The organism is Flexithrix dorotheae DSM 6795, assembly GCF_000379765.1.
GTDB lineage: Bacteria > Bacteroidota > Bacteroidia > Cytophagales > Flammeovirgaceae > Flexithrix > Flexithrix dorotheae.
Genome location: NZ_KB903430.1, coordinates 243,718 through 264,499, shown reverse-complemented (window position 1 = coordinate 264,499; position 20,782 = coordinate 243,718). Strand labels below are relative to the sequence as shown.

Annotated in this window: 18 protein-coding genes; 10 read left to right on the top strand and 8 right to left on the bottom strand. The window is 37.3% G+C overall.

All coding sequences use genetic code 11. The features are described from left to right. The first annotated feature begins 662 nt into the window (after positions 1-662). The 4 genes from moaC to A3EM_RS0101095 all read left to right on the top strand — a co-directional run bounded on the left by moaC (position 663) and on the right by A3EM_RS0101095 (position 4,619). Positions 663-1,148, top strand: a complete 486-nt coding sequence (gene moaC, locus A3EM_RS0101110; RefSeq protein WP_020526311.1) for a cyclic pyranopterin monophosphate synthase MoaC — start codon at positions 663-665, stop codon at positions 1,146-1,148. A 99-nt stretch (positions 1,149-1,247) separates the two neighbouring features. Further along, a complete protein-coding gene (locus tag A3EM_RS0101105; protein WP_020526310.1) occupies positions 1,248-2,081 on the top strand; it encodes a fumarylacetoacetate hydrolase family protein in 834 nt (277 codons plus the stop codon). Between the two features lie 56 nt (positions 2,082-2,137). Then, the gene (locus A3EM_RS0101100) at positions 2,138-3,724 is read left to right on the top strand and encodes an aldehyde dehydrogenase (NADP(+)) (protein WP_020526309.1); all 1,587 of its coding nucleotides are present in this window, start codon (positions 2,138-2,140) and stop codon (positions 3,722-3,724) included. Positions 3,725-3,833: 109 nt separating this feature from the next. Next, a complete protein-coding gene (locus A3EM_RS0101095; protein ID WP_020526308.1) occupies positions 3,834-4,619 on the top strand; it encodes an alpha/beta fold hydrolase in 786 nt (261 codons plus the stop codon). A gap of 3 nt (positions 4,620-4,622) precedes the next feature. Here the strand turns inward: A3EM_RS0101095 and A3EM_RS0101090 are convergent, their stop codons facing one another. Both A3EM_RS0101090 and A3EM_RS0101080 read right to left on the bottom strand, forming a co-directional pair. Next, positions 4,623-5,498, bottom strand: a complete 876-nt coding sequence (locus A3EM_RS0101090) for a DMT family transporter (RefSeq protein WP_026210029.1) — start codon at positions 5,496-5,498, stop codon at positions 4,623-4,625. Positions 5,499-5,792: 294 nt separating this feature from the next. After that, positions 5,793-7,169 carry a carboxypeptidase-like regulatory domain-containing protein gene (locus tag A3EM_RS0101080; protein WP_020526305.1) on the bottom strand — a complete coding sequence of 459 codons (1,377 nt, stop codon included), beginning with the start codon at positions 7,167-7,169 and terminating at the stop codon, positions 5,793-5,795. Between the two features lie 688 nt (positions 7,170-7,857). Here A3EM_RS0101080 and A3EM_RS0101075 point away from each other — a divergent pair. After that, a complete protein-coding gene (locus A3EM_RS0101075) occupies positions 7,858-8,553 on the top strand; it encodes a glycosyltransferase family 2 protein (RefSeq protein WP_020526304.1) in 696 nt (231 codons plus the stop codon). 75 nt (positions 8,554-8,628) lie between these two features. Here the strand turns inward: A3EM_RS0101075 and A3EM_RS0101070 are convergent, their stop codons facing one another. The 4 genes from A3EM_RS0101070 to tpx all read right to left on the bottom strand — a co-directional run bounded on the left by A3EM_RS0101070 (position 8,629) and on the right by tpx (position 11,999). Beyond that, complete coding sequence (locus A3EM_RS0101070; RefSeq protein WP_020526303.1) at positions 8,629-9,624, bottom strand: sugar phosphate isomerase/epimerase family protein; 996 nt, start codon at positions 9,622-9,624, stop codon at positions 8,629-8,631. A gap of 236 nt (positions 9,625-9,860) precedes the next feature. Next, positions 9,861-10,604: a L,D-transpeptidase family protein gene (locus A3EM_RS0101065; RefSeq protein ID WP_020526302.1), complete on the bottom strand. Its 744-nt coding sequence runs from the start codon at positions 10,602-10,604 to the stop codon at positions 9,861-9,863. 213 nt (positions 10,605-10,817) lie between these two features. Beyond that, the gene (locus A3EM_RS0101060; protein ID WP_157637696.1) at positions 10,818-11,063 is read right to left on the bottom strand and encodes a hypothetical protein; all 246 of its coding nucleotides are present in this window, start codon (positions 11,061-11,063) and stop codon (positions 10,818-10,820) included. Between the two features lie 435 nt (positions 11,064-11,498). Further along, positions 11,499-11,999 (bottom strand): thiol peroxidase, encoded by a 501-nt coding sequence (gene tpx, locus A3EM_RS0101055; RefSeq protein ID WP_020526300.1) that lies wholly within the window; start codon positions 11,997-11,999, stop codon positions 11,499-11,501. 191 nt (positions 12,000-12,190) lie between these two features. Here tpx and A3EM_RS0101050 point away from each other — a divergent pair, with 191 nt between their 5' ends. The 5 genes from A3EM_RS0101050 to A3EM_RS0101030 all read left to right on the top strand — a co-directional run bounded on the left by A3EM_RS0101050 (position 12,191) and on the right by A3EM_RS0101030 (position 17,910). Beyond that, positions 12,191-13,045, top strand: coding sequence for a DUF2911 domain-containing protein (locus A3EM_RS0101050; protein WP_020526299.1), 855 nt, complete (start codon positions 12,191-12,193; stop codon positions 13,043-13,045). A 194-nt stretch (positions 13,046-13,239) separates the two neighbouring features. After that, the gene (locus A3EM_RS0101045; RefSeq protein WP_020526298.1) at positions 13,240-15,150 is read left to right on the top strand and encodes a glycoside hydrolase family 97 protein; all 1,911 of its coding nucleotides are present in this window, start codon (positions 13,240-13,242) and stop codon (positions 15,148-15,150) included. A 266-nt stretch (positions 15,151-15,416) separates the two neighbouring features. Beyond that, a complete protein-coding gene (locus A3EM_RS0101040; protein WP_020526297.1) occupies positions 15,417-16,430 on the top strand; it encodes a bile acid:sodium symporter family protein in 1,014 nt (337 codons plus the stop codon). Between the two features lie 103 nt (positions 16,431-16,533). After that, the gene (locus A3EM_RS45360) at positions 16,534-17,103 is read left to right on the top strand and encodes an RDD family protein (RefSeq protein ID WP_083925149.1); all 570 of its coding nucleotides are present in this window, start codon (positions 16,534-16,536) and stop codon (positions 17,101-17,103) included. Positions 17,104-17,169: 66 nt separating this feature from the next. Next, positions 17,170-17,910, top strand: a complete 741-nt coding sequence (locus A3EM_RS0101030; protein WP_020526295.1) for a gamma-glutamyl-gamma-aminobutyrate hydrolase family protein — start codon at positions 17,170-17,172, stop codon at positions 17,908-17,910. A gap of 12 nt (positions 17,911-17,922) precedes the next feature. Here the strand turns inward: A3EM_RS0101030 and A3EM_RS0101025 are convergent, their stop codons facing one another. Next, positions 17,923-19,032 (bottom strand): NHL repeat-containing protein, encoded by a 1,110-nt coding sequence (locus A3EM_RS0101025; RefSeq protein ID WP_020526294.1) that lies wholly within the window; start codon positions 19,030-19,032, stop codon positions 17,923-17,925. 85 nt (positions 19,033-19,117) lie between these two features. Continuing rightward, the gene (locus A3EM_RS0101020) at positions 19,118-20,614 is read right to left on the bottom strand and encodes a DUF1501 domain-containing protein (RefSeq protein WP_020526293.1); all 1,497 of its coding nucleotides are present in this window, start codon (positions 20,612-20,614) and stop codon (positions 19,118-19,120) included. Between the last annotated feature and the right edge of the window lie 168 nt (positions 20,615-20,782).

The following is a 20,782-nucleotide window of genomic DNA, read 5'->3' as shown; positions in this document are numbered from 1 at the left end:
CAAAAAATCATTTGAAAAGAAAGACCTAAAAAAGTCTTTAATTTCTCATTTCATGCTGATGTACTAAATTTTACTGAAATAACCAGAAATTGGATTTGAGTAAAAAAGACTTGCAATTTTTTTTGACTTGCAGAAAATCAATTTTTAATAAACTATGAAGTGGAAATTATTTTATCATTAAAATCAAATTTTTTAGTAAAAATGCTTGACTATAATCTATGAATTTTTGTAATTTTAATTATCATTTTCCATACTGGAATCCTCACCAATTAGAGTAGTGACTGACTTTTATTTTTCCCATTCCAAGTAGTCACTACTCATTTTTGTTTCTTGGGTTTTCTGCTGTTTTTAATTTCTGATTTCCTGAAAAATTCCCAACCCATACACAAAATTTTGGAGGAGCATTTTATTGCTTTACCGATTTAACTTGTTGTTTATCGAAAATTTTGTGCCCTTAATCGAAGGTTGGTATCCTTTGGGTAATGCTTCCGTTTATTTTGTCAGTAGGATATTTTAAGGATTATTTGGTTTAATTGTTAAAGCATTGAGACCCCATTCTGATTCAGGATGGGGTCTTTATTTTTTTATTTGTTTAAACTTCATTTGTTTTTCCTATTCAAAATAAACTGAATGCTTAACTTTGTTTCGAAAATTTTGGAACAATGGAAGAAAAAAATAAAGGTTTTTCCCATCTCGATGCCTCAGGAAATCCACAAATGGTGGATGTAGGTGCAAAAAAAAATTCCCTTAGAGTAGCCCGGGCAAGGGCAATTGTGGTATTAGAAGAAGAAGTAATCGCCCAGTTTAAAGATAAGGACATTCAAACTAAAAAAGGCCCTGTTTTCCAGACTGCAATTATTGCCGGGACTATGGGAGCCAAAAGAACGAGTGACCTTATCCCACTATGTCATCCTTTGGGATTAGACAATTGCAAAATCGAAATTGTCATCAATCAGGATAATGAGATAGTGATAGATTGCACTGCCAGTCTTACAGCAAAAACCGGAGTTGAAATGGAAGCCTTAACTGGTGCTTCTGTTGCTGCGCTTACTGTTTATGATATGTGCAAAGCTTTTTCCCATAAAATAGTGATCAAGGAAATTAAACTTATGGAAAAAACGGGTGGAAAGAGTGATTTTAAAAGGTGAAACCTTTCAGTAAACGTTTATTTGCTTTTTTTTCTGAAAGGGAAAAAGATGGATTATATTCACTGGGACTTTAATTGAAATTAATTTAAATTATTGAAAATGAAATTGTATAAGGTAGTTCAGGGAGCTATTGTAGAAGAAAATGGTAGCTATTATCAATTAGATCAGGTATTGTGGGACAACCTGGTAAATAGAGACGATCTTTATAACCATCTCAAACAAGCTATTCAGGGAATTACTCCTGAAAAAAGTGAGGGGGATTTGCTTAAAAATATAGAGAGCCCAATTGGAAGTCAGGAGATTTGGGCCTCGGGTGTAACTTATTACAAATCCCGAGAGGCCAGAATGGAAGAGTCTGAAGATGGGGGCGATTTTTATGATAAAGTTTATGATGCCGAACGGCCTGAATTATTTTTTAAAGGCAATGCTTTTAGAACCGCCCATCCGGGAGGAGAATTATTCATTCGAAAAGATTCGAAGTGGGATGTGCCAGAGCCAGAACTAACCCTTTTTATGACTTCAAATGCGAAAATTGTGGCTTATACCATTGGCAACGATATGAGCTCAAGGAGTATTGAAGGGGAAAACCCGCTGTATCTTCCCCAGGCAAAAGTATATGATAAATGTGCTGGTCTTGGTCCTTGCCTGTATGTTACTGAAAAACCCATTCCTGAAAATACATCTATAACCCTTGAAATTTTCAGAAACAATGAAAAAGCCTTTTCAGAAACAATTGGAATCGACCAAATGAAAAGAAAACATACGGATCTGGTAGAATTTTTATTCCGGGAATGTAGCTTTCCTACCGGGTGTTTTTTAATGACCGGAACAGGTATTGTGCCTCCCAATGAATTCACATTACAGGAAGGGGACAAAGTGAGTATTTCTATTGAGCATATTGGTACGCTTACTCACTCAATTGCCAAAAAGTAGTGGCTCAAATGAAATTTCTACAATTTTTTTAAATAATTATAAACCATTTTCCCAAAATGCAAATAGAAGGAAAACAACAAATTGGAAATGAACAATCGGCAAAAAGTGGCATGAGCTTTTTTGCCAAAAATCCAAAAGACAACACTAATCTGGAGGTGGAATTTTATGAGGCTTCCAAAGCTGAAGTTGACGCAGCCGTAAATTTAGCCCAAAAAGCATTTGAAATATATAAAAGAAAGTCTGCTAGGGAAAAAGCTGATTTTCTGGATAAAATTGCAGAAGAAATATTAGCGTTGGGAGATACACTAATTGAAAGGTGTATGCTGGAAACTGCTTTGCCCGAAGGAAGGTTAGTTGGGGAAAGAGGAAGAACGGTGAATCAGTTAAAAGCTTTCAGCAAGGTACTGCGGGAAGGTACCTGGCTCGATGCCAGAATTGATACTGCAATTCCTGACAGGCAGCCTATTCCCAAACCAGACATTCGCCAAATGCATATCCCATTAGGTCCTGTAGGAATATTTGGCGCCAGTAATTTTCCTTTGGCTTTTTCTGTAGCAGGAGGAGATACTGCATCTGCCTTGGCAGCAGGGTGCCCGGTGGTGGTGAAAGGTCATCCCGCCCATCCGGGAACTTCCGAATTAGTGGGCAAAGCCATTATTTCCGCTGCAAAAGCTACTGGAATGCCCGAGGGCGTATTTTCATTGGTACAAGGTACTACCACTGATGTGGGAATGGCCATAGTGAACCATCCTTTAATTAAAGCCGTTGGATTTACCGGTTCATTTGGAGGAGGGAAAGCTTTATTTGATGCCGCTGTCCGCAGACCAGAGCCTATACCTGTTTATGCAGAAATGGGTAGTTCAAACCCTGTTTTTTTATTGCCTGGCGCAGTGAAGGAAAGGGGAGAGGCTATTGCTGCTGGACTGGCAGGATCAGTAACTTTGGGTGTAGGTCAGTTTTGTACCAACCCGGGTGTAGTTATAGGTTTGGCCAATGAGGAAACCGATGTACTTATTGCTAAAGCTGGTGAAAAAATGGCTGAAATTGATGCCGGAAATATGCTTACCGAAGGAATCAGGAAAGCTTTTGATGCAGGAATTTCAAGGCTAAAAGGCGAGGCTTCCATTTCCACAGTGGGGGAAGGGATAAAAGGAGATACCTACAATAGTGCTCAGGGGCAAATTTTAAAATCAGATGTCAAAAGTCTTTTAGCAAATCCTGATTTGGCAGAGGAAGTTTTCGGTCCATCGTCTTTAGTATTTTCTGCTGAAAGTAAAGCGGAAATGTTGGAAGCTGCACGAAATTTAAAGGGACATTTAACGGCCACAATTCACGGAACAGAAGCTGATTTGGAGGAATTTAAAGAATTAATTTCCATTCTTCAGGAGAAAGCCGGAAGGGTACTTTTCAATGGTTTCCCCACCGGAGTAGAAGTTTGTGATTCCATGGTGCATGGTGGTCCATTTCCTTCTACTACAGATTCCAAAACTACCTCCGTAGGGACAGCTGCAATAAAAAGATTTGCCCGACCAGTTTGTTTTCAGGGATTCCCCAATGCCTTTCTTCCCGATGAATTAAAAAATGAAAATCCTTTAAAAATCTGGAGATTGGTAAACGGAGAGTTATCTAAGGAAGAGATTTAAAAAAGTGAAATTTATCATTTATTTTTACCAAAGGGATATGGCATTTGCTGTATCCCTTTAATTATTAATTACCTTAATCAATCACTTTATACCTTAGGCATAAAGCCAAATGAAAAATTATTCTGAATTCGGGAATGGGGAGAAAGTTTTATTGGCATTTCATGGTTTTGGTCAGGATGGTTCTGCTTACGAACCATTAGCCAAATTAAAACCTGATTATAAAATTTACAGTTTCGATCTTTATTTCCATGGGAAAAGCTATTGGAATGAAGAAAAAGATTTTTTGAAACCAAAAAAACTCAAGAAGGCCTTTAAACAATTTTTCCAGGAAGAAGGCATAAAAAATTTCGAACTGATCGGTTTTTCTATGGGATGCAGGTCTGCGCTGGCATTACTCAAGTATTTCCCCAAAAAAATTAATAAAATTACCCTGATTGCTCCTGATGGTATAAAAGAAAATTTCTGGTACCGCTTTGCCATTCGAAATAGCTACGGACAAAAAATATTTTCCTCGATTATAGCTAATCCTGCCTGGTGCATCAAAGTGCTGGATATGTTGAAAAACCTAAGAATTATACCCGCAGGGCAAATTCAAATTGCTAAATGGCAATTGGAAGATAAACAACTAAGAGATCGAATTTTTTATACCTGGCGGCTTTACCGGTATTTTCAATTCAACTTTAAAAAAATTGGAAAACAAATCTCTAAGAATAAAGTAGAAGTAGAAGTTATACTTGGAGACAAGGATTTTATCATTACCGAAAAACATATTCAGCCACTGGTAAGCAATATTAAAAATTACAAGCTAAGTACGATTCCCTCCAACCATTTTTTCCTAATTGCCAATTACATCAAGCAATTACCTCAAGTGAAGAGTCAGGTTCAAGTGAAATAATTTTCAGTTTAACACCCGCTTTCGCCCCAAAAATGGTTTAATATTTTCATAAAGGACAGTCAGAAATATCAAAGTGCCCCCTATTATGGTGTTCCCCTCAGGCACTTCACCCAATAGAAAAAAGGCGATAATAATGCCATAAATAGGCTGGAAACTGCTTATAATACTAGCTGTACTGGCTGAGAAGAATTTAAAGGAATGGGTGAACATCATCTGGCCAATTGCCGAATTCACAATTCCTAATATCAACAAATATCCAAGGTTAGTGTAACCTATTTCCAGATCAACCATAAAAAGCACTGGGAAAAGGGTAATACCTGCTACCATGAGTTGATAAAACATCATGGTAGAAGCCTGAAATTTTACCAGTTTTTTACTGTTCATAAGATTCCTTATCGCATACAAAAGGGCAGAAAATACACCAAAAGCAGCCCCCATGGTGATATTATTTCCCACATTCAGGTCGGGTACAATAAAATAAATTCCAATAATGACTAAAACCGCACTGATCAGGTTTTGAAAAGAAAATGGTGTTTTTCTAAAGAAAGGTTCCAGTAAAGTAGTGATTACCGGAAAGGTAAAAAGAGATATAAAGGCGATGGCCACTGTAGAAATTTGAATAGAATAAAAATAAGTGACCCAATGAAAAGCCAATAAAACCCCTGAAATCGCAAAAAACTTCCAATCATTTTTAAGGTCAATTTTGAGTTTTTTTTTAGTTAATTTAAGGAATATATAAAGGAAAATAGTCCCAATGCAGCACCTCAAAAAAATAATGTAGGATGGAGGCAGTGAAATTAATTTTCCAAAAACCCCGGAGGTGGACATGATAATTGTCGCAAAATTAAGCTCAAGAAGGTGCTTTATATTTTTGTTCATTGCTTCTTATGGGTTTTCTGATTAACCGCAAAGAGAGTAATAAAAAATCAGTAATCCTTAATGTAATTAAAAAGATCTCCCGGCAGAGGCTGCATTTTCGCAACCCTGCGTCTTTAAAGCCCATGAATTCAATTTTCCGCAAGGTCTCTTCCGAAGTCCCTGCTGAGAAAAGTAGTTTTTAAGGTACATTGGAATTGCAGGTAAAAAACAAAAAGCTGTACAAATCATTGATTTATACAGCTTTTACTAAAAAATTAAGGCAATTAAAAATATCTTAAAAGGAAGAAAAGGTGCTTAAAGTTGTCCTACGGGAGATACATATTTCTCCAGTAATTTTTTCAATACTACTTCCAGTTTATTGTCTTCATATTTTCCAATGGTCGGTTTAATATAATTAGTATTACCAAGGTGATCAGTTAAGAAAATATAGGTTCCTCCGGTAGCCATGCTCATAAATCTCAGTAGAAACTCTGATTCCTTGTCTATACTTTTGGTTACTACAGGTACAATTTTTATCCCTTTTTCTGAAGCTTCTCTTATTGATTTTTGCAGGTATGGAAGATTTAAATTATTTCTGTGAGGCATCTCTTCTAAACTTAAAAAAAGTACTTTCGAACAGGCTTTTTCTGACCAATCAGCAGAGTTGATTTTTTTGGATAATAAATCTTCGAATGAAGTGGTTGCCAAATCTTCTGCCATTCCTCTGGCTTTTTCATTCTGATTGATATACTGCCCCTGAGCACTCTTAGTGAAATAAGTAGTATGCATGTTGGCCTCAATATTTCTGTTGTTTAGTGATAAATGTTGAGCAATTTCTGAAATAGTTTTATCAATATTTCTAAATTCCTCTGTGTTATTGGTGATGCCAATGGATTGTATATCAAGGTTTTGTGGAGTTATAACCGGAACATTATATTCCAGGTAATAAATTCCACCCGATCGGATGGCTTTAAAGGTTTTTAGATCTGAACCTTCTGCTTTTACAGTTACAGTAAATTTATCTGAGGGAGCAAGATCGTAGATGTCAGGCCAAAGTTCTACTTTCCCTTCCATATCCGAAATACCACTCCATAGCACTTCATCTTTCTTTGAATATAATTTCACTTCCACATTGTTAACTGGCAATTGCCCGGGCGTTACAATGAATGTCGTGATTCGGTTTTCCAGGTTAAACCCAAGCGAGTTTTCCATGTAATCCCAATTGTAATCAATCAAAAGTTCCATCCACAAATCCCAGTTATCCAAATCACTCCAGGCAGCAGCAGTAAGTGCTTCTTTGGGTAAATCAGTTCTTAATTTGCCCCCAACCTTATAAGAAGGTTCAGTTTTGTCTTTTACCTCCTGGTCGGATTCCAGGGTAATATTAATATTGTTTTCAGTGCCTACTTTAAATTCTTTTTCCAAAAATCCATAATGACTGAAAATCAAAGTAACTTCTTTGTCTGCTACGGTTAAGGCAAATTTTCCTTCAATATTGGTAGTTGCACCGAGGGGGGAGCCTTTTACTTTTACCATTACCCCTGGAATTGCCATAAATTGTTCCAAATGTTTTCCCCCAGGGATAGTGGGTGACAATTCTGTGGTACCTACAATTCCGGTAATAATTCTATTTTCTGCAGATAAAAATGAGAAGGAGAGTAAGAGAAGTGTTGTTAAGAATAAATTTTTCATTGCCAGTTAATAATTTCAGTTCTAAGAAAATTTTATAGTGGTTGAAGTAGTAGTTAGGAATCCTGGATTGTGGATTGCTTCGAAATCCTGATGTAATATTCGCCAATTTTTTACAGAAAAAGAATGATTTGGCCTTTCTCATTTACATCTCTTAAGAATATTAAAATTTATTAAATAAATTGTAGAAAAGCAAAAACAGAATATAATATTGTGTTTTTTGTGTTTTTTTAATGTTTTTAATTGAACGTCTGTTAACCGTTAAGAGGAACAACTGGAAAATAACGGGTGGGAGGAGGCTGTAAGTAAATAGGTGGTTTTTTTATAAAAAAAGAAGGTTTTTAATAGATTCTGGAAAAAATATGATCGGGCTCTAATATGAATTGTACTGATGGATATTAAGTGGGATTTGCTCCATATTTATAGTAATTCAAAATTAATTGTGTATTATTTTGCCATAAAAAACTGATAGAAAGAGTACTTTTTCTCGGAAATAAAAGTACCCGGTGTGGGGCACTGGTGCTTAAAAAACCAGGATTGGAACTCTGGTAATTCCCTAATTTTAGCAGAAATGAACGGTTGAAATTAAATTCCTGTTTAAAACCTGGATTTAAATAACCGGCTTACCTTAAATCCTTATAAATTAGGACCAATTAAAAGAAGACAATAGCATTATTAAACACTAAGCAAATTGGAATATAAAGTATTGGTAATTATTCCCGCCTTCAATGAGGAAAAGTCAATTGGGAAAGTGATAAATGATATTCCTAAAGATTTTGTTACGGAAATTGTAGTGGTGAATAATGCCTCCACAGACCAGACCGCAGAAGAAGCTTCAAAGGCTGGAGCTACTGTGCTGAATGAAAACAGACAGGGCTACGGTTTTGCCTGCCTGAAAGGAATTGAGTATGCCGAGTCAGTTTTAGCTGAAAAAGAAAACTCGATCATTGTATTTATAGATGGAGATTATTCCGATTTCCCACAGGAAATGCCCGATGTGGTCAGGCCAATCGTGGAGGAAGATTACCATATGGTAATTGGTTCGAGGGCATTGGGAAAACGGGAAAGTGGATCCATGACACCTCAGCAGATTTTTGGAAACTGGCTAGCCACCAAATTGCTAAAATTATATTATAATGCCGACTTTACCGATTTGGGCCCATTCCGTGCCATTCGCTTCGATAAATTGCTGGAAATAGATATGAAGGATCAAACCTATGGCTGGACAGTGGAAATGCAGGTGAAGGCTGCTAAACACAAACTGCGTTTTTGTGAGGTAAAGGTCAATTATAAAAAGAGAATTGGCGTTTCCAAAGTCTCTGGAACAATAAAAGGAACCATTTTGGCCGGTTATAAAATACTTTGGACTTTGTTTAAATACCGATAATTTTCTGAAAGTAGGAGTTTAGAAGCCGGATTCAATTCTGGCTTCTAAACTCCTACTTTTATCTTCAACAAAAGCTTAGCTTAACTCAGCACCAACTTTTTGCAGTAATTTTTTAGTAAGCATAATTCCTTCATCTTCAGGAACCTGACCTGAATATTCGATTCCCACATACCCTTTGTATCCATGATCTTTCACAATTTTCATGATTTTGGAATAGTCGGTTTCGGTACAATTTCCCTGATCGTCAAAACCCATCGCTTTGGCACTTACACCCTTGGCAAATGGCATTAATTCATCCACTCCCTTATATCTGTCATATTCATTGGCACAACCGTTATCTCCTCTTTCAATACAGAAGTTACCAAAATCGGGAAGTGTTCCGCAGTTTGGTAGATTAACCTGCTTCATCACGTTGGCCAGCCACGAACCATCCGAAGAATATCCTCCATGATTTTCTACAATTACCCCTATATCCAGGTCTTTGGCAAATGTGGAAAGTTTGCCAAGCGCCTCAACAGCCGCACCACCAACTTCTTCAGCAGTACCTTTACCGGCTGCATTTACCCTAATAGAATGACAGCCCAGAAATTTTGCGGCTTCTACCCATTTGTAATGGTTTTCTACTGCAGTGTTTCTTTCTGTGGCATCTGTACTTCCCAGATTACCTTCACCATCAATCATGATCAGCACATTATTTACATCCAGGTCAATAGTTCTTTGCTTCAGTTCTTTTAGGTATTCCATGTCTTTAGCCTTATCCTTGAAGAACTGATTCACATATTCCACAGCCGAAATACCAAATTCATTTTTAGCCTTGGCCGGGAATTCCATGTTAGTCATTTTATTGGCAAACAGTGTTTTATGTAGCGACCATTCTGCTAAGGAAATATCGAAAAACAATGCTTTAGCCAGGTTGCTTTCCTCTTGTTCCTCAGCTGAAGGAGCGTTCTCCTGTGCTCCACCTTGTTTTTGTCCACATCCCCAGAGAAGGGAAGAAGCTCCCCCGGCAAGGGTAAGGGCAGCAGTTGATTTACCTAAATTTTGTAAAAAAATTCGTCTTTGTTTTTTCATTATTAATGATTTTTCAAAATAAGTTTGTATGTAGTCGCAGGACTATTGTTAAATGTTTTGCCTCAATTTATCAGGTATGAGCCACATTAAAATTTTACTGCAAGAATCCTTAAAATTCAGGCAAAAAGGGATAATTATCAACAATAGTCATCTACGTGAAATCGCTCAAATTTAATAATTAATACGTTTTAAATAGCTGTTGCCCACGAAATATTCCAATTCAGTAGGGGTGTGGGCTAATCCAGGAAATATTCCCCATTGTTTTTTACCTTAATTTTTGGAAGTGTTTTATTTTTTTCAAAATGCTTGAAAGCAGGTTGGAGATTATTCCAGAAGTTCATTTTTGAATTGAAAAAAGAATTCTGGTCATCCAACCATTCCATTCCTGGTTCATTCAGGATAGTGGGGAAAATGTGTACAGGAATTTTTTGTTGCCCATTGTTTCTGGCTTCCACTGCCATTACATATAGCTCTTTTATTTTCGCATCGGTAATGGGAAGACAACCAATAGTTACACAGTTGCCATGAATGAATATGTCACCACCGGGGTTCTCCTGGTTTCCAAGTATTTTATCAGATTGATTAGGGTAATTTATTCCCAGAGAAAGGTGAAAAGTGCTGTTTGGGTTAAACCGATCAATATAATAAAATCCCTCGGGTACCTGATAATCACCTGATTTTCTTTTGGGGCCGGCTTCTCCCGATGCTTTACAGATTTTATAGTCTTTAATAAATTGAAATTTTTGATCTTCTTTCCTTTTTCCCCATACTTCCAGAATACCTTCTCTTTTAAAGGCCCTTATAAAAATCTGGAAATTGGAGATCGTAAAGCCCTTGTCACTCAGGTTTTGCTCAATAGTTTTTGCACAATCACGATAAGCTTCCCTTACCCTTGGGTACCTCATCTGGTCAGTTTTAAAGTCGCTCCCAGGATTGATAAGAAATTGAAAAAAGATAAAAACAAAAAAGGTGGTTTTCATTTTAGTAAGTGGTTGGGCAAAATAACAAGTATTTCAGTTACCATAATTTATTGATAATGAGATGTGGTAACTCAATATTTAAAAAGCACTTGTACTTAAGGTTGCTTTATTGTTCATAATACAGCGAAGGAAAAAAGGAACACCTCATAAATAAAAAAAGTAACTTTTTCAAGTTACTTTTCTATTAATATTTTTCAAAAATTAATGATTGGGTTATTCGGAAATACCATTTTTCATTAAAATCTGGGCTCTTTTAAAGTCATTCATTGGTTCAATTTTAATTACTTTTTGAGTGTCATTATTATAAACAACTTCATAAAACTGCCCATCTAAATCAAATAATGAAACCTTACAATTACCTTTTGTTTCAGACCCGATTAATTGTCCTTTTCCGAATACGATTGTTCCCTTTTGCATAAGGGAAAGGCCTTCAAAATTAATAGTGCTATTCATCGACATAGAAGTAATTTTTGGAAAGTTAATCTGTAAAAGTATTAATAAAATGTTAATACTCCAAATATAATTTCAGATACCTTATGGTTTAAGGTTTAAATTATGTAAACAATTGAAAAAAATATTAAAATTAAGTGAGTTTATAAAGTACAAAAAACTGATTGGTTGGTTTATTTTTTATTATCAATTTAATTTATTTCAATTGAATTTTATTAAAAATAAAATAAGGATAATTTTGGTTTTTATGAAATAAAAAATTGTTTGTTTGAGGTGTGTTGCCAATAAAAAATAGGTTGATTATTGTTATGCAGGGTCAAAAGAATAGTGTTTAATTAACACCAGGTTTTAGCTAAAAAGTTCTCCATTTCTAAAAATAAATTGCCTAAAAACAAAAAAAGGTTGCCATTTGAGTAGCAACCTTTGAATGATTATTTGCGAAATTTAGCTCAATGCGCTTACGGCTTTGTCATAATCTGGCTCCTGTACAATTTCGGGAACCTGCTCAGTATAAACAATTTTGCCATTTTCGTCAATTACCACAATTGCCCTGGATAACAATCCTGCCAGGGGACCATCCTTAATTGTGACCTGATAGGCATCACCAAATTCACTTGATTTAAAATCAGATAATGGAATTACATTTTTTAATCCTTCAGCCTCACAAAATCTGTTGTGCGCGAATGGTAAATCTTTTGAAATACAGAGTACAACAGTGTTGTCAAGGGAATTAAGTTTTTCATTGAAGCTCCTGACTGAAGCAGCACAAATGCCTGTGTCTACACTTGGGAAAATATTTAGCACCACCTTTTTTCCTTCAAAATCTTTTAGGGAAGCAGGACTAAGGTCAGTTTTGGTTAAAGTAAAATCTGCAGCTGATGTGCCAGTTGCGGGCAAATCTCCTATGGTATTTATTGGATTTCCTTTTAATGTAATAGAAGCCATTTGGTTAAATTTTAAGGTTAAAAAATATGAGTATTAAATTAATAATTTTAATCGGTCTATAATCTCTAAGCTAAATATAAGAAGTTGCTTTTACCATTATTTGTTTCATTTTTTTTTGATGCCATCTCATTCCATCGGATATTTGACCATGATTTTTTTGTCAAATTTTTTAACTAAACACTGAAACTTTAATGAAACAGTTTATTTCTTTTTGCCTGATTAATGTGATGGCTTTATTTGTATCGGTAGGTTTTAGCCAAATCCAGGCTCCTGCAGCAAGCCCAAAAACTACAATTACCCAGGCTTTTGGACTTTCCGAAATTACATTGGAGTATCATCGCCCCGGGAAAAAGGGAAGGGAAATTTTTGGTGACCTGGTTCAGTATGGTGCTGTTTGGAGGACAGGGGCAAATGGAGCCACAGCCATTACCTTTAAAGATGATGTTACTTTTGCTGGCGAAAATGTGAAAGCAGGTAAATATTCAATTTATACAATTCCCGGAGAAGAAGAATGGACCATTATTCTTAATAGTTTTGAGGGGTGGGGGACTGTATACGATAAAAAGAAAGATGTTCTACGATTGAGTGCAAAAGCAGAAACTTTAGCGGAATCAGTGGAAACTTTTACCATTGATTTCAGTGATTTCACTGATAACAGTACTATAATGTCTCTTAAATGGGAAAATGTGTCTGTTCCTCTAAAAATAGAAATGGAGGTAGACAGCAAGGTGATGGCCCAAATTGAAGCCACTATGAAAAATCCTGATGCATTGAATGCGGGTTCATATTATCAGGCTGCAGCATATTATTTACAAACCGACCGGGATTTGGACCAGGCTTTAGAGTGGGTAAATCAATCATTGGAACTGGATCCTAAACCTTACTGGGTGTACAGATTGAAATCGAGTATTCTGGCAGGTAAAAAAGAATACAAAGCTGCTATCCAAACTGCAGAGAAAAGCATGGAAGCTGCTGAAGCTGCTGGAAATATGGATTATGTAAGGCTTAACAGAAATAATATCGAAGAGTGGAAGAAGCAATTGTAAGGCTTTTGTAAGTTTAGAAATTTTTCAGGAAAGGGAATACCTATTTAGGCCTTCCCTTTTTTGTTGGTTTTTTAGTCATGAAATCAAAATTGATGGCAATCGTTTTCCTTTAAAATACTATCTGAAAATTGATAATCCTTTAGTATTTCATTAGTTTTCCTAAAAAATAATTGACTACTAATGATTGATTACTAATGAAATACTTCATCTCTATTATCCTTTATTTCTCAATTACACATACACTTTTTGCCCAAAATACTCCCCTTGTTTTACAGTCTCCTGATCAGAAACTTGAATTTACTTTTGAGATCAAAAACAGTGAGGGATTGCAGCAGGCAATGTTTTATTCCATTCAGTATGATGGAAAAGAAGTGGTAAAACCTTCCCAGTTAGGTATTTTACACAAGACCAGAAATGGCTGGAATACCCCAGCCTGGTCTGAAAACATGGAGTTTATAGATTCAGAGGAATCGAGTAAGGATACCACCTGGCAACCCGTTTATGGGGAAAGAAGCACTGTCAGGGATCACTATAATGAAATGACTATTCGGTTGGGGATGAAAGGCCAGACCAGAAGAGAACTCATCGTTTTTGTGAGGGCTTATAATGAAGGTATAGCCTTTAAGTATCACTATCCGGAAAATAAGAGTGCTCATATTATTGATATTGAAAACGAGTTGACTTCATTTGCTTTTGAACCCGGAACCAAAGGGTATTTCTCCAACAGAGCTCAGGGCGAATACGAATTATTACCATTAAGTGATTGGGAGAACGAAAGTGAAAGACCGCTTACACTTGTATTGCCTAATGGATTATACGCTTGTGTGGCTGAAGCAGAAATGGTAAATTATTCCCGAATGCGATTGGTGCTGGCAGAAGGAAAATCCCATACCTTAAAGGTGAATTTGTTTGGAGGAGTAACTGAAGGCCCTCCATTTACCACACCATGGCGGGTAGTAATGGTGGCCGAAAATCCAGGTGATTTAATTGAAAACAATGATATTATTCTCAATCTGAATCCTCCCTCAAAAATTGAAAATACTTCTTGGATTAGACCGGGAAAGGTGATCAGGGAAGTTACTTTATCTGATGCCGGAGCGAAAGCCTGTGTCGACTTTGCTGTGGAAAGAAATTTACAATACATTCATTTTGATGCGGGTTGGTATGGCCATGAATATTATGTGGCTGAAGATGCCACTACCATTACAGTTGATTCTTTAAGAAACCCAAGACGGGATCTGGATTTGCATAAGGCTATCAAATATGCCAAATCAAAAGGAATAGGTGTATTGGTTTATGTGAATCACAGGGCTTTGGAAAGGCAGCTTGATGAAATTTTACCCCTCTATAAGAGCTGGGGAATTGATGGAATAAAATATGGTTTCGTGCATGCCGGCTCACATCGATGGACCACATGGTTGCATGAAGCGGTAAAAAAAGCAGCTGATCATGAACTAATGGTGGATATTCATGATGTTTACCGACCTACTGGATTTAGTCGAACCTACCCTAACCTGATGACGCAGGAAGGAATTCGGGGGAATGAGGAAATGCCGGATGCCACACACAACACGATTTTACCTTTTACCCGATACATTGCCGGTGCAGGAGATTATACGGTTTGTTATTATTACAGGGAAGAATTTGGACATCCGAAAAGGCATATTCAAACTACGCCTGCTCATCAGCTGGCTATATCTGTAATCTATTACAGTCCGCTACAATGGATTTACTGGTATGATAAACCTGCTGATTATCAGGGAGAACCTGAGATTGAGTTCTTCGACCATGTCCCAACTGTTTGGGATGAAACTCAAGTAATTGATGGGGAAATTGGTCAATATATCGCTATGGCCAGGAAAAGTGGAAAGGACTGGTTTGTAGGTGTCATTACCAATAATGATGGGAGGAGTTTGGAAATTCCTCTTGATTTTCTGGAGGAAGGCAAAAAATATAAGGCTTTCTTGTATGAAGATGGAGGAGAAAAAATTAAAACCAGGACCCATGTCAAAATTGAAGAGAAAAAAGTGAAAACAGGAGATAAAATAAAAATGGACCTTAAACCCAGTGGTGGCATGGCTATCAGAATAGTGGAGGTAGAATAATTAATGCAAATAAAAATTATAGAAGGTGACACGGACCTAAATGCTTTATCTGGGTTTAAAATAGATTATGATTAAGTAGCATTTTCGAAAAAGTGTAACCTGAAAAATATAGGGGGTTGGGTGTTCATGTATCCAACCCATTTTTGTTTACTTCATACCTTTATAAGTAGTAATTCAAAATTAATCGTGTATTATTTTGCCATAAAAGACTGATAGAGAGATTACAATTTCTCTGAAATAATAGTACCCGGTATGGAGTACCCGGTATGGAGTACCCGGTATGGAGTACCCGGTATGGAGTACCCGGTATGGAGTACCCGGTATGGAGTACCCGGTGTGGAGCACGGGTGCTTAAGAAATCTCTTGCTATATTTAAGGTTTCTGACACCTCAAACTTTTACCTTATGGATAGCTTATCTACGGCAATTCTTGTCATTGCCCTTTTTATTATCATGACCGGGATGGGACTTTCTCTTACTATTAATGATTTTAAGAGAGTGCTGAAATTCCCGCTGGCTGTTTTTGCCGGATTTTTAAATCAAATCATTTTATTACCAATTATCGCTTATGTGCTTTTAAATTTGCTAGAGGTCAGCCCCAATATCGCAGTTGGGATAATGATTCTTTCCGCTTGTCCGGGTGGACCAACCTCCAATTTATTGACACTCCTGGCCAAAGGGGATACCGCACTTTCAGTTACCCTTACAGCAGTAAACAGCCTGATTACCATTGTCACCATCCCTTTAATTGTGAGCTTCGGTTTAACAGAATTTATGGGAGGGGAAGGTACAATAGTGGATGCTCCAATCGGAAAAATTGCCGGATCTCTTGTGGTAGTAATTGCGATTCCTTTGGCTATAGGAATGGCAGTGAAAAAATACTCCAATAATTTTGCCCTCAAAATGGAAAAACCAGTGCGAATTGCCAGTGCAATTGTGCTCGTTTTGGTTATCATTGGGATTACCATTAAAGAAAAGGATAATCTCCCTGCCTATTTTGAAAGTGCCTTAATCATTGCCCTGAGCTTAAATATAGCCACTATGCTGGTAGGATTTATTACGGCAAAAATATTTGGTTTGAGCTTTAGGCAGGCTCTAACGATTTGTATAGAATCCGGAAACCAAAATGGAACGTTAGCCATTCATGTTGCAGTGGTTTCACTGGGCCGGTCTGATTTGGCTATTGCCGCAGCAGTTTATAGTCTTATTATGTATGGCACGGCTCTTATTCCTATTGGCATTGGAAATAAGCAAAATGTGCAGGCTGAAGCTCTTGCTTAGGGTTGGGCAATCTTAATTTAGTTGGTTTTATTTTCTAAATTCATGTAAGTGAAAAAGACTTGTTCGTTTTAATGATGATCTTTTAATTATAATGAACAAATAAATGATGAATGAGTCAATATTAGATGCTGAATTTACAGCCAGCCCTGAAGATTTAGAAAATGTAGAATATGCCGGATTCTGGATTAGGGTTGGCGCCTCTTTAATCGACTTTTTGGTTTTGTTACCTGTTGTAGGATTGAGTATATTTAATATGCTGAGTATTAAATCAATGAGCTTAATGCTGGTTCTTACGATTGCCGGGGCAATTTATAAGCCTTATTTTGAATGGAAAAAAGGGGCTACAATAGGGAAAAGTGCGGTAGGCATAAAAGTGGTTAATATGAATTTTGAACCAATTACCCTCAATCAGGCTTTGATCAGGTATTTTCCCTGGATGATAAATTATACCCTGGCTTTGATTTTGGATTTCTTTCTGTTTACCTCTCCTGAATTTGGTACCACCACTGATTTTGTGGAATTGGGGATGATTACAGAAGGTTTGCCTTTTGATGCCATAAATAGGGGTTATAATTTTGTTTTTTTAATTTTGGTTGGTAGCCTTATATTCGACAAATTTAAGCAGGGAATTCACGATAAGTCGGCTGGTACCTTTTGTATAAAATCGAAGTAAAATATAAATATTAAGGTTTTTATGGCGCAAGCTTCAAGCTTGCGCCTTCACCTGAATTTTTTCAATATGATCAAAATTGGTGTTTCTCCATGTTTCATTTATCAGGATATCAACAGAGCCGTTTTCGGCCCTAAAACACTGACTTACATTGAAAATGACATGGCTCGTTATCTCACCCGAAAGGGAGTAATTCCCGTTTTAATTCCTGAATTGCCCGATGCAGCACTACGGGAATTCCTGGGTGAATTCGATGGGTTCGTTTTTCAGGGAGGGGATGATATTGCTCCGGAATCATATGGAGAAACTCCAATTGGTAGATGGAAAGGCAATAAACACCGTGATGATTATGAACTGAAAATCATGGATTTTGCCATAAAAAATGATAAACCGGTATTTGCCATTTGCCGGGGAATGCAGTTACTCAATGTATATTTTGGAGGAAAACTATATCAGGATATTGCCACACAAACCCAAACCAGCATTGTGCACAGAGATGCGGAAAAATATGACAGCATCACCCATGAAATAGTCTTTACTGGAAACGATTTTTTAGAAAATCTTTATGGGGAACATACCAAACGTGTTATCAATTCAATCCATCATCAGGGAATTAAGGATTTGGGAAATGAGCTGGAAATTCTGGCTAAATCTACCGAAGATGGCATGGTAGAAGCCATTATGTGGAAAGGCACAGCAGCGGGAAAAGTGTTGGGCGTACAATGGCACCCTGAATTTGCCTATTCCTTAAAGGGAACCATGTTAGATGCAGAATTGCTTTATGATAATTTTCTGCAATTCTGCACCTGATGGCTTCCTGTTTTATACACGTTCCAGCTTTATTGGAGCGGTATTATTTGCATTCCACTGACAAATATAAAGATTCTTATCCTCATCAATACAAACATCATGGCCATGATGGAAAGGTTTGTCTTCTGCCTGATATGTGGGTTGTAATTTCCCTTCTTTATATTCCGGGGTAGTGCCTCCCGGATTGGAAACTACCTTGTCATTTTCCAAAATTGTTACAAATCCGGTATGTTCTTTCCAGCTAAAAGTTCCCCCTTTTGGAGTGGACCAGCATACCCCGGCATATAAATTCTGCTCGTCAAAAACAGCCCTGCACACAAACATATTTGGCAAATGCAGGGTTTTTACATATTTCCCGTCAAGGGTGAAAAATTTAAAAGCATTTTCATTTCTGGAAGTACAAACTACTAAAGGATTTTCTTTATCTCTGTAATCGATGGCTACCCCGTGGGCATTGGCCAGATTATAATTTTTGTCCTCATTATCATGTCCTCCCCAATGCCTGATATATTCTCCATGCATATTATATTGAATGATAAAATCACTGCCATAACCATCGGCCACATAAATATCTCCATTGGGTCCAATGGCTATTTCGGTAGGGCAGAATTGGTTCCCTGGTTTGTAAACCCCAATGGTTTGAGGATGTCCAATGTCAAAAATTACCTTACCATCTAATGTGGTTTTAGTAACTCTCCCATTGTGATGAATCCATTGCCCATTTTTATCCAGAAACCATCCGGAATCGGAAAGAAATAGGAAATCTTCTTCTCCTTCTTTGGATAAAGTAAGCCCATGACCGCCCGGATAAGCAGTGCCCCAGGTATCCAGTAATTTTCCCGATTTGTCAAAAATCATGATGTTGTTTTTGGGGTGATCCCCAATCATAATCAGCCGGCCTTTAGAATCCATTACCATTTCATGGCAATTTAAAATAGGATGTTCCACACTGGACATTTTTGCCCAGTCTCGTATCACTTTGTATTGGTAATCCCCATGACCCACTATTACAGGTTGATCGTTTTTTACATTTTTAATAATATTAAACCCAAAGGAGGGTAAAGCCATTCCCGTGGCTGATAATAAGGTAGTTTTCTTAATAAATTTTCTTCTGGAACTCATGGTGAATTTATGTTTTAAAAATTGTTTCTTTTTAGAAGCTAGAATTATTTCTAACCCCTAACCTCAAATCACTAACTACTAATCCCTAAGATAATATATCTTTTACAACATGTCCATGGACATCGGTTAACCTAAATCTTCTGCCCTGATATTTGTAATTTAGCTTTTCATGGTTTATACCGAATAAGTGCATTAGGGTAGCCTGAAAATCATGCACGTGGACAGGATCTTTTACCACATTATAACTGAAATCATCGGTTTCCCCATAGGTAAATCCTGGTTTTACTCCGGCCCCGGCCATCCACATCGTAAAGCATCTGGGATGATGATCTCTTCCATAATTCGTAGCGGTTAACTTACCCTGAGAATAAACAGTTCGGCCAAATTCTCCTCCCCAAACTACGAGTGTATCTTCCAGCAAGCCTCTTTGTTTCAAATCTTTAATTAGAGCCGCTGTAGCCTGATCTGTGTTTTTACACTGTTTTTTTATGCCATTGGGCAGGAATAAGTGTTGGTCCCATCCCCGGTGGTATAGCTGGACAAATTTTACATCCTTTTCAATTAATCTTCTGGTCAAAAGGCAATTGGCGGCATAAGTTCCGGGATCCCGGCTGTCTTCTCCATACATTTCAAAAATATGATCAGGTTCATCTGAAAGGTCAACCACATCAGGCACGGAAGTTTGCATTCTGTAAGCCATTTCGTATTGGGCAATTCTGGCATTTATTTCCGGATCACCATAAGTACTTTCCTGCACTTCATTGAGTTTTTTCAGGTAGTCCAGCATTCTTCTTCTGTCCTGGCCATCATAGTTTTCCGGATTACTGAGAAACAAAACAGGATTTTTCCCTGATCTGAATTGTACACCCTGATGTTCTGTAGGCAGGAATCCATTTCCCCAAAGTCGGGAGTATAAAGGCTGACCACCCGAATTTTTGGATTGCAGCACAATGAATGTTGGCAGGTTTTCATTATCCGAGCCGAGTCCATAACTCAGCCATGCACCAATAGAAGGTCTGCCTGGCAGTTGATGGCCTGTCTGAAAAAAGGTGATAGCCGGATCATGATTGATTTGCTCCGTATGCATGGATTTAATGAAGCAAAGCTCATCCACAACCTCAGCCGTATAGGGCATTAGGTCACTTACCCAGGCCCTGGATTTTCCATATTGATTGAATTTATACATGGAAGAAGCTATGGGAAGTGAAGCCTGATTGGTGCTCATTCCCGTAAGTCTTTGTCCCTGCCGGACAGAATCGGGTAAATCCTGTCCCTGCATTTCTCCCAGTTTGGGTTTGTAATCAAACGTTTCGAACTGAGAAGGACCTCCACTTTGAAAAAGGTAAATAATTCTTTTGGCTTTGGGTACAAAGTTGGGAAATCCGGGAAGCCCTTTTCCTGTATCTATTAAAGGTTCAGGATTGGTACTGGCAAATACCTTTTCCGTTCCAAGTAAACCTGACAGTGCCATGGCGCCTATGCCAAGGGACGTTTTGGTCAGAAATTGTCTTCTGTCCAGCTTTTTACTCTCTTCAAATAGTTCTCTGGTTTGAGGTGGTCTTTTGTGGTGATGGTTACACATGGTTTTTTATATTTTTTAATTTTTTTTATAAATCTATGACTGGCTAAAACTTGCAACTTTAGCCTTTTTAGACTGCAAAAAGCGAATCTGGAAAGTTTACTATATTTCTTATATTCAGAGGTTTAAGTATTCGCTTTGCTTATAGCTTAGCCAGTGAAAAGGTTCCTT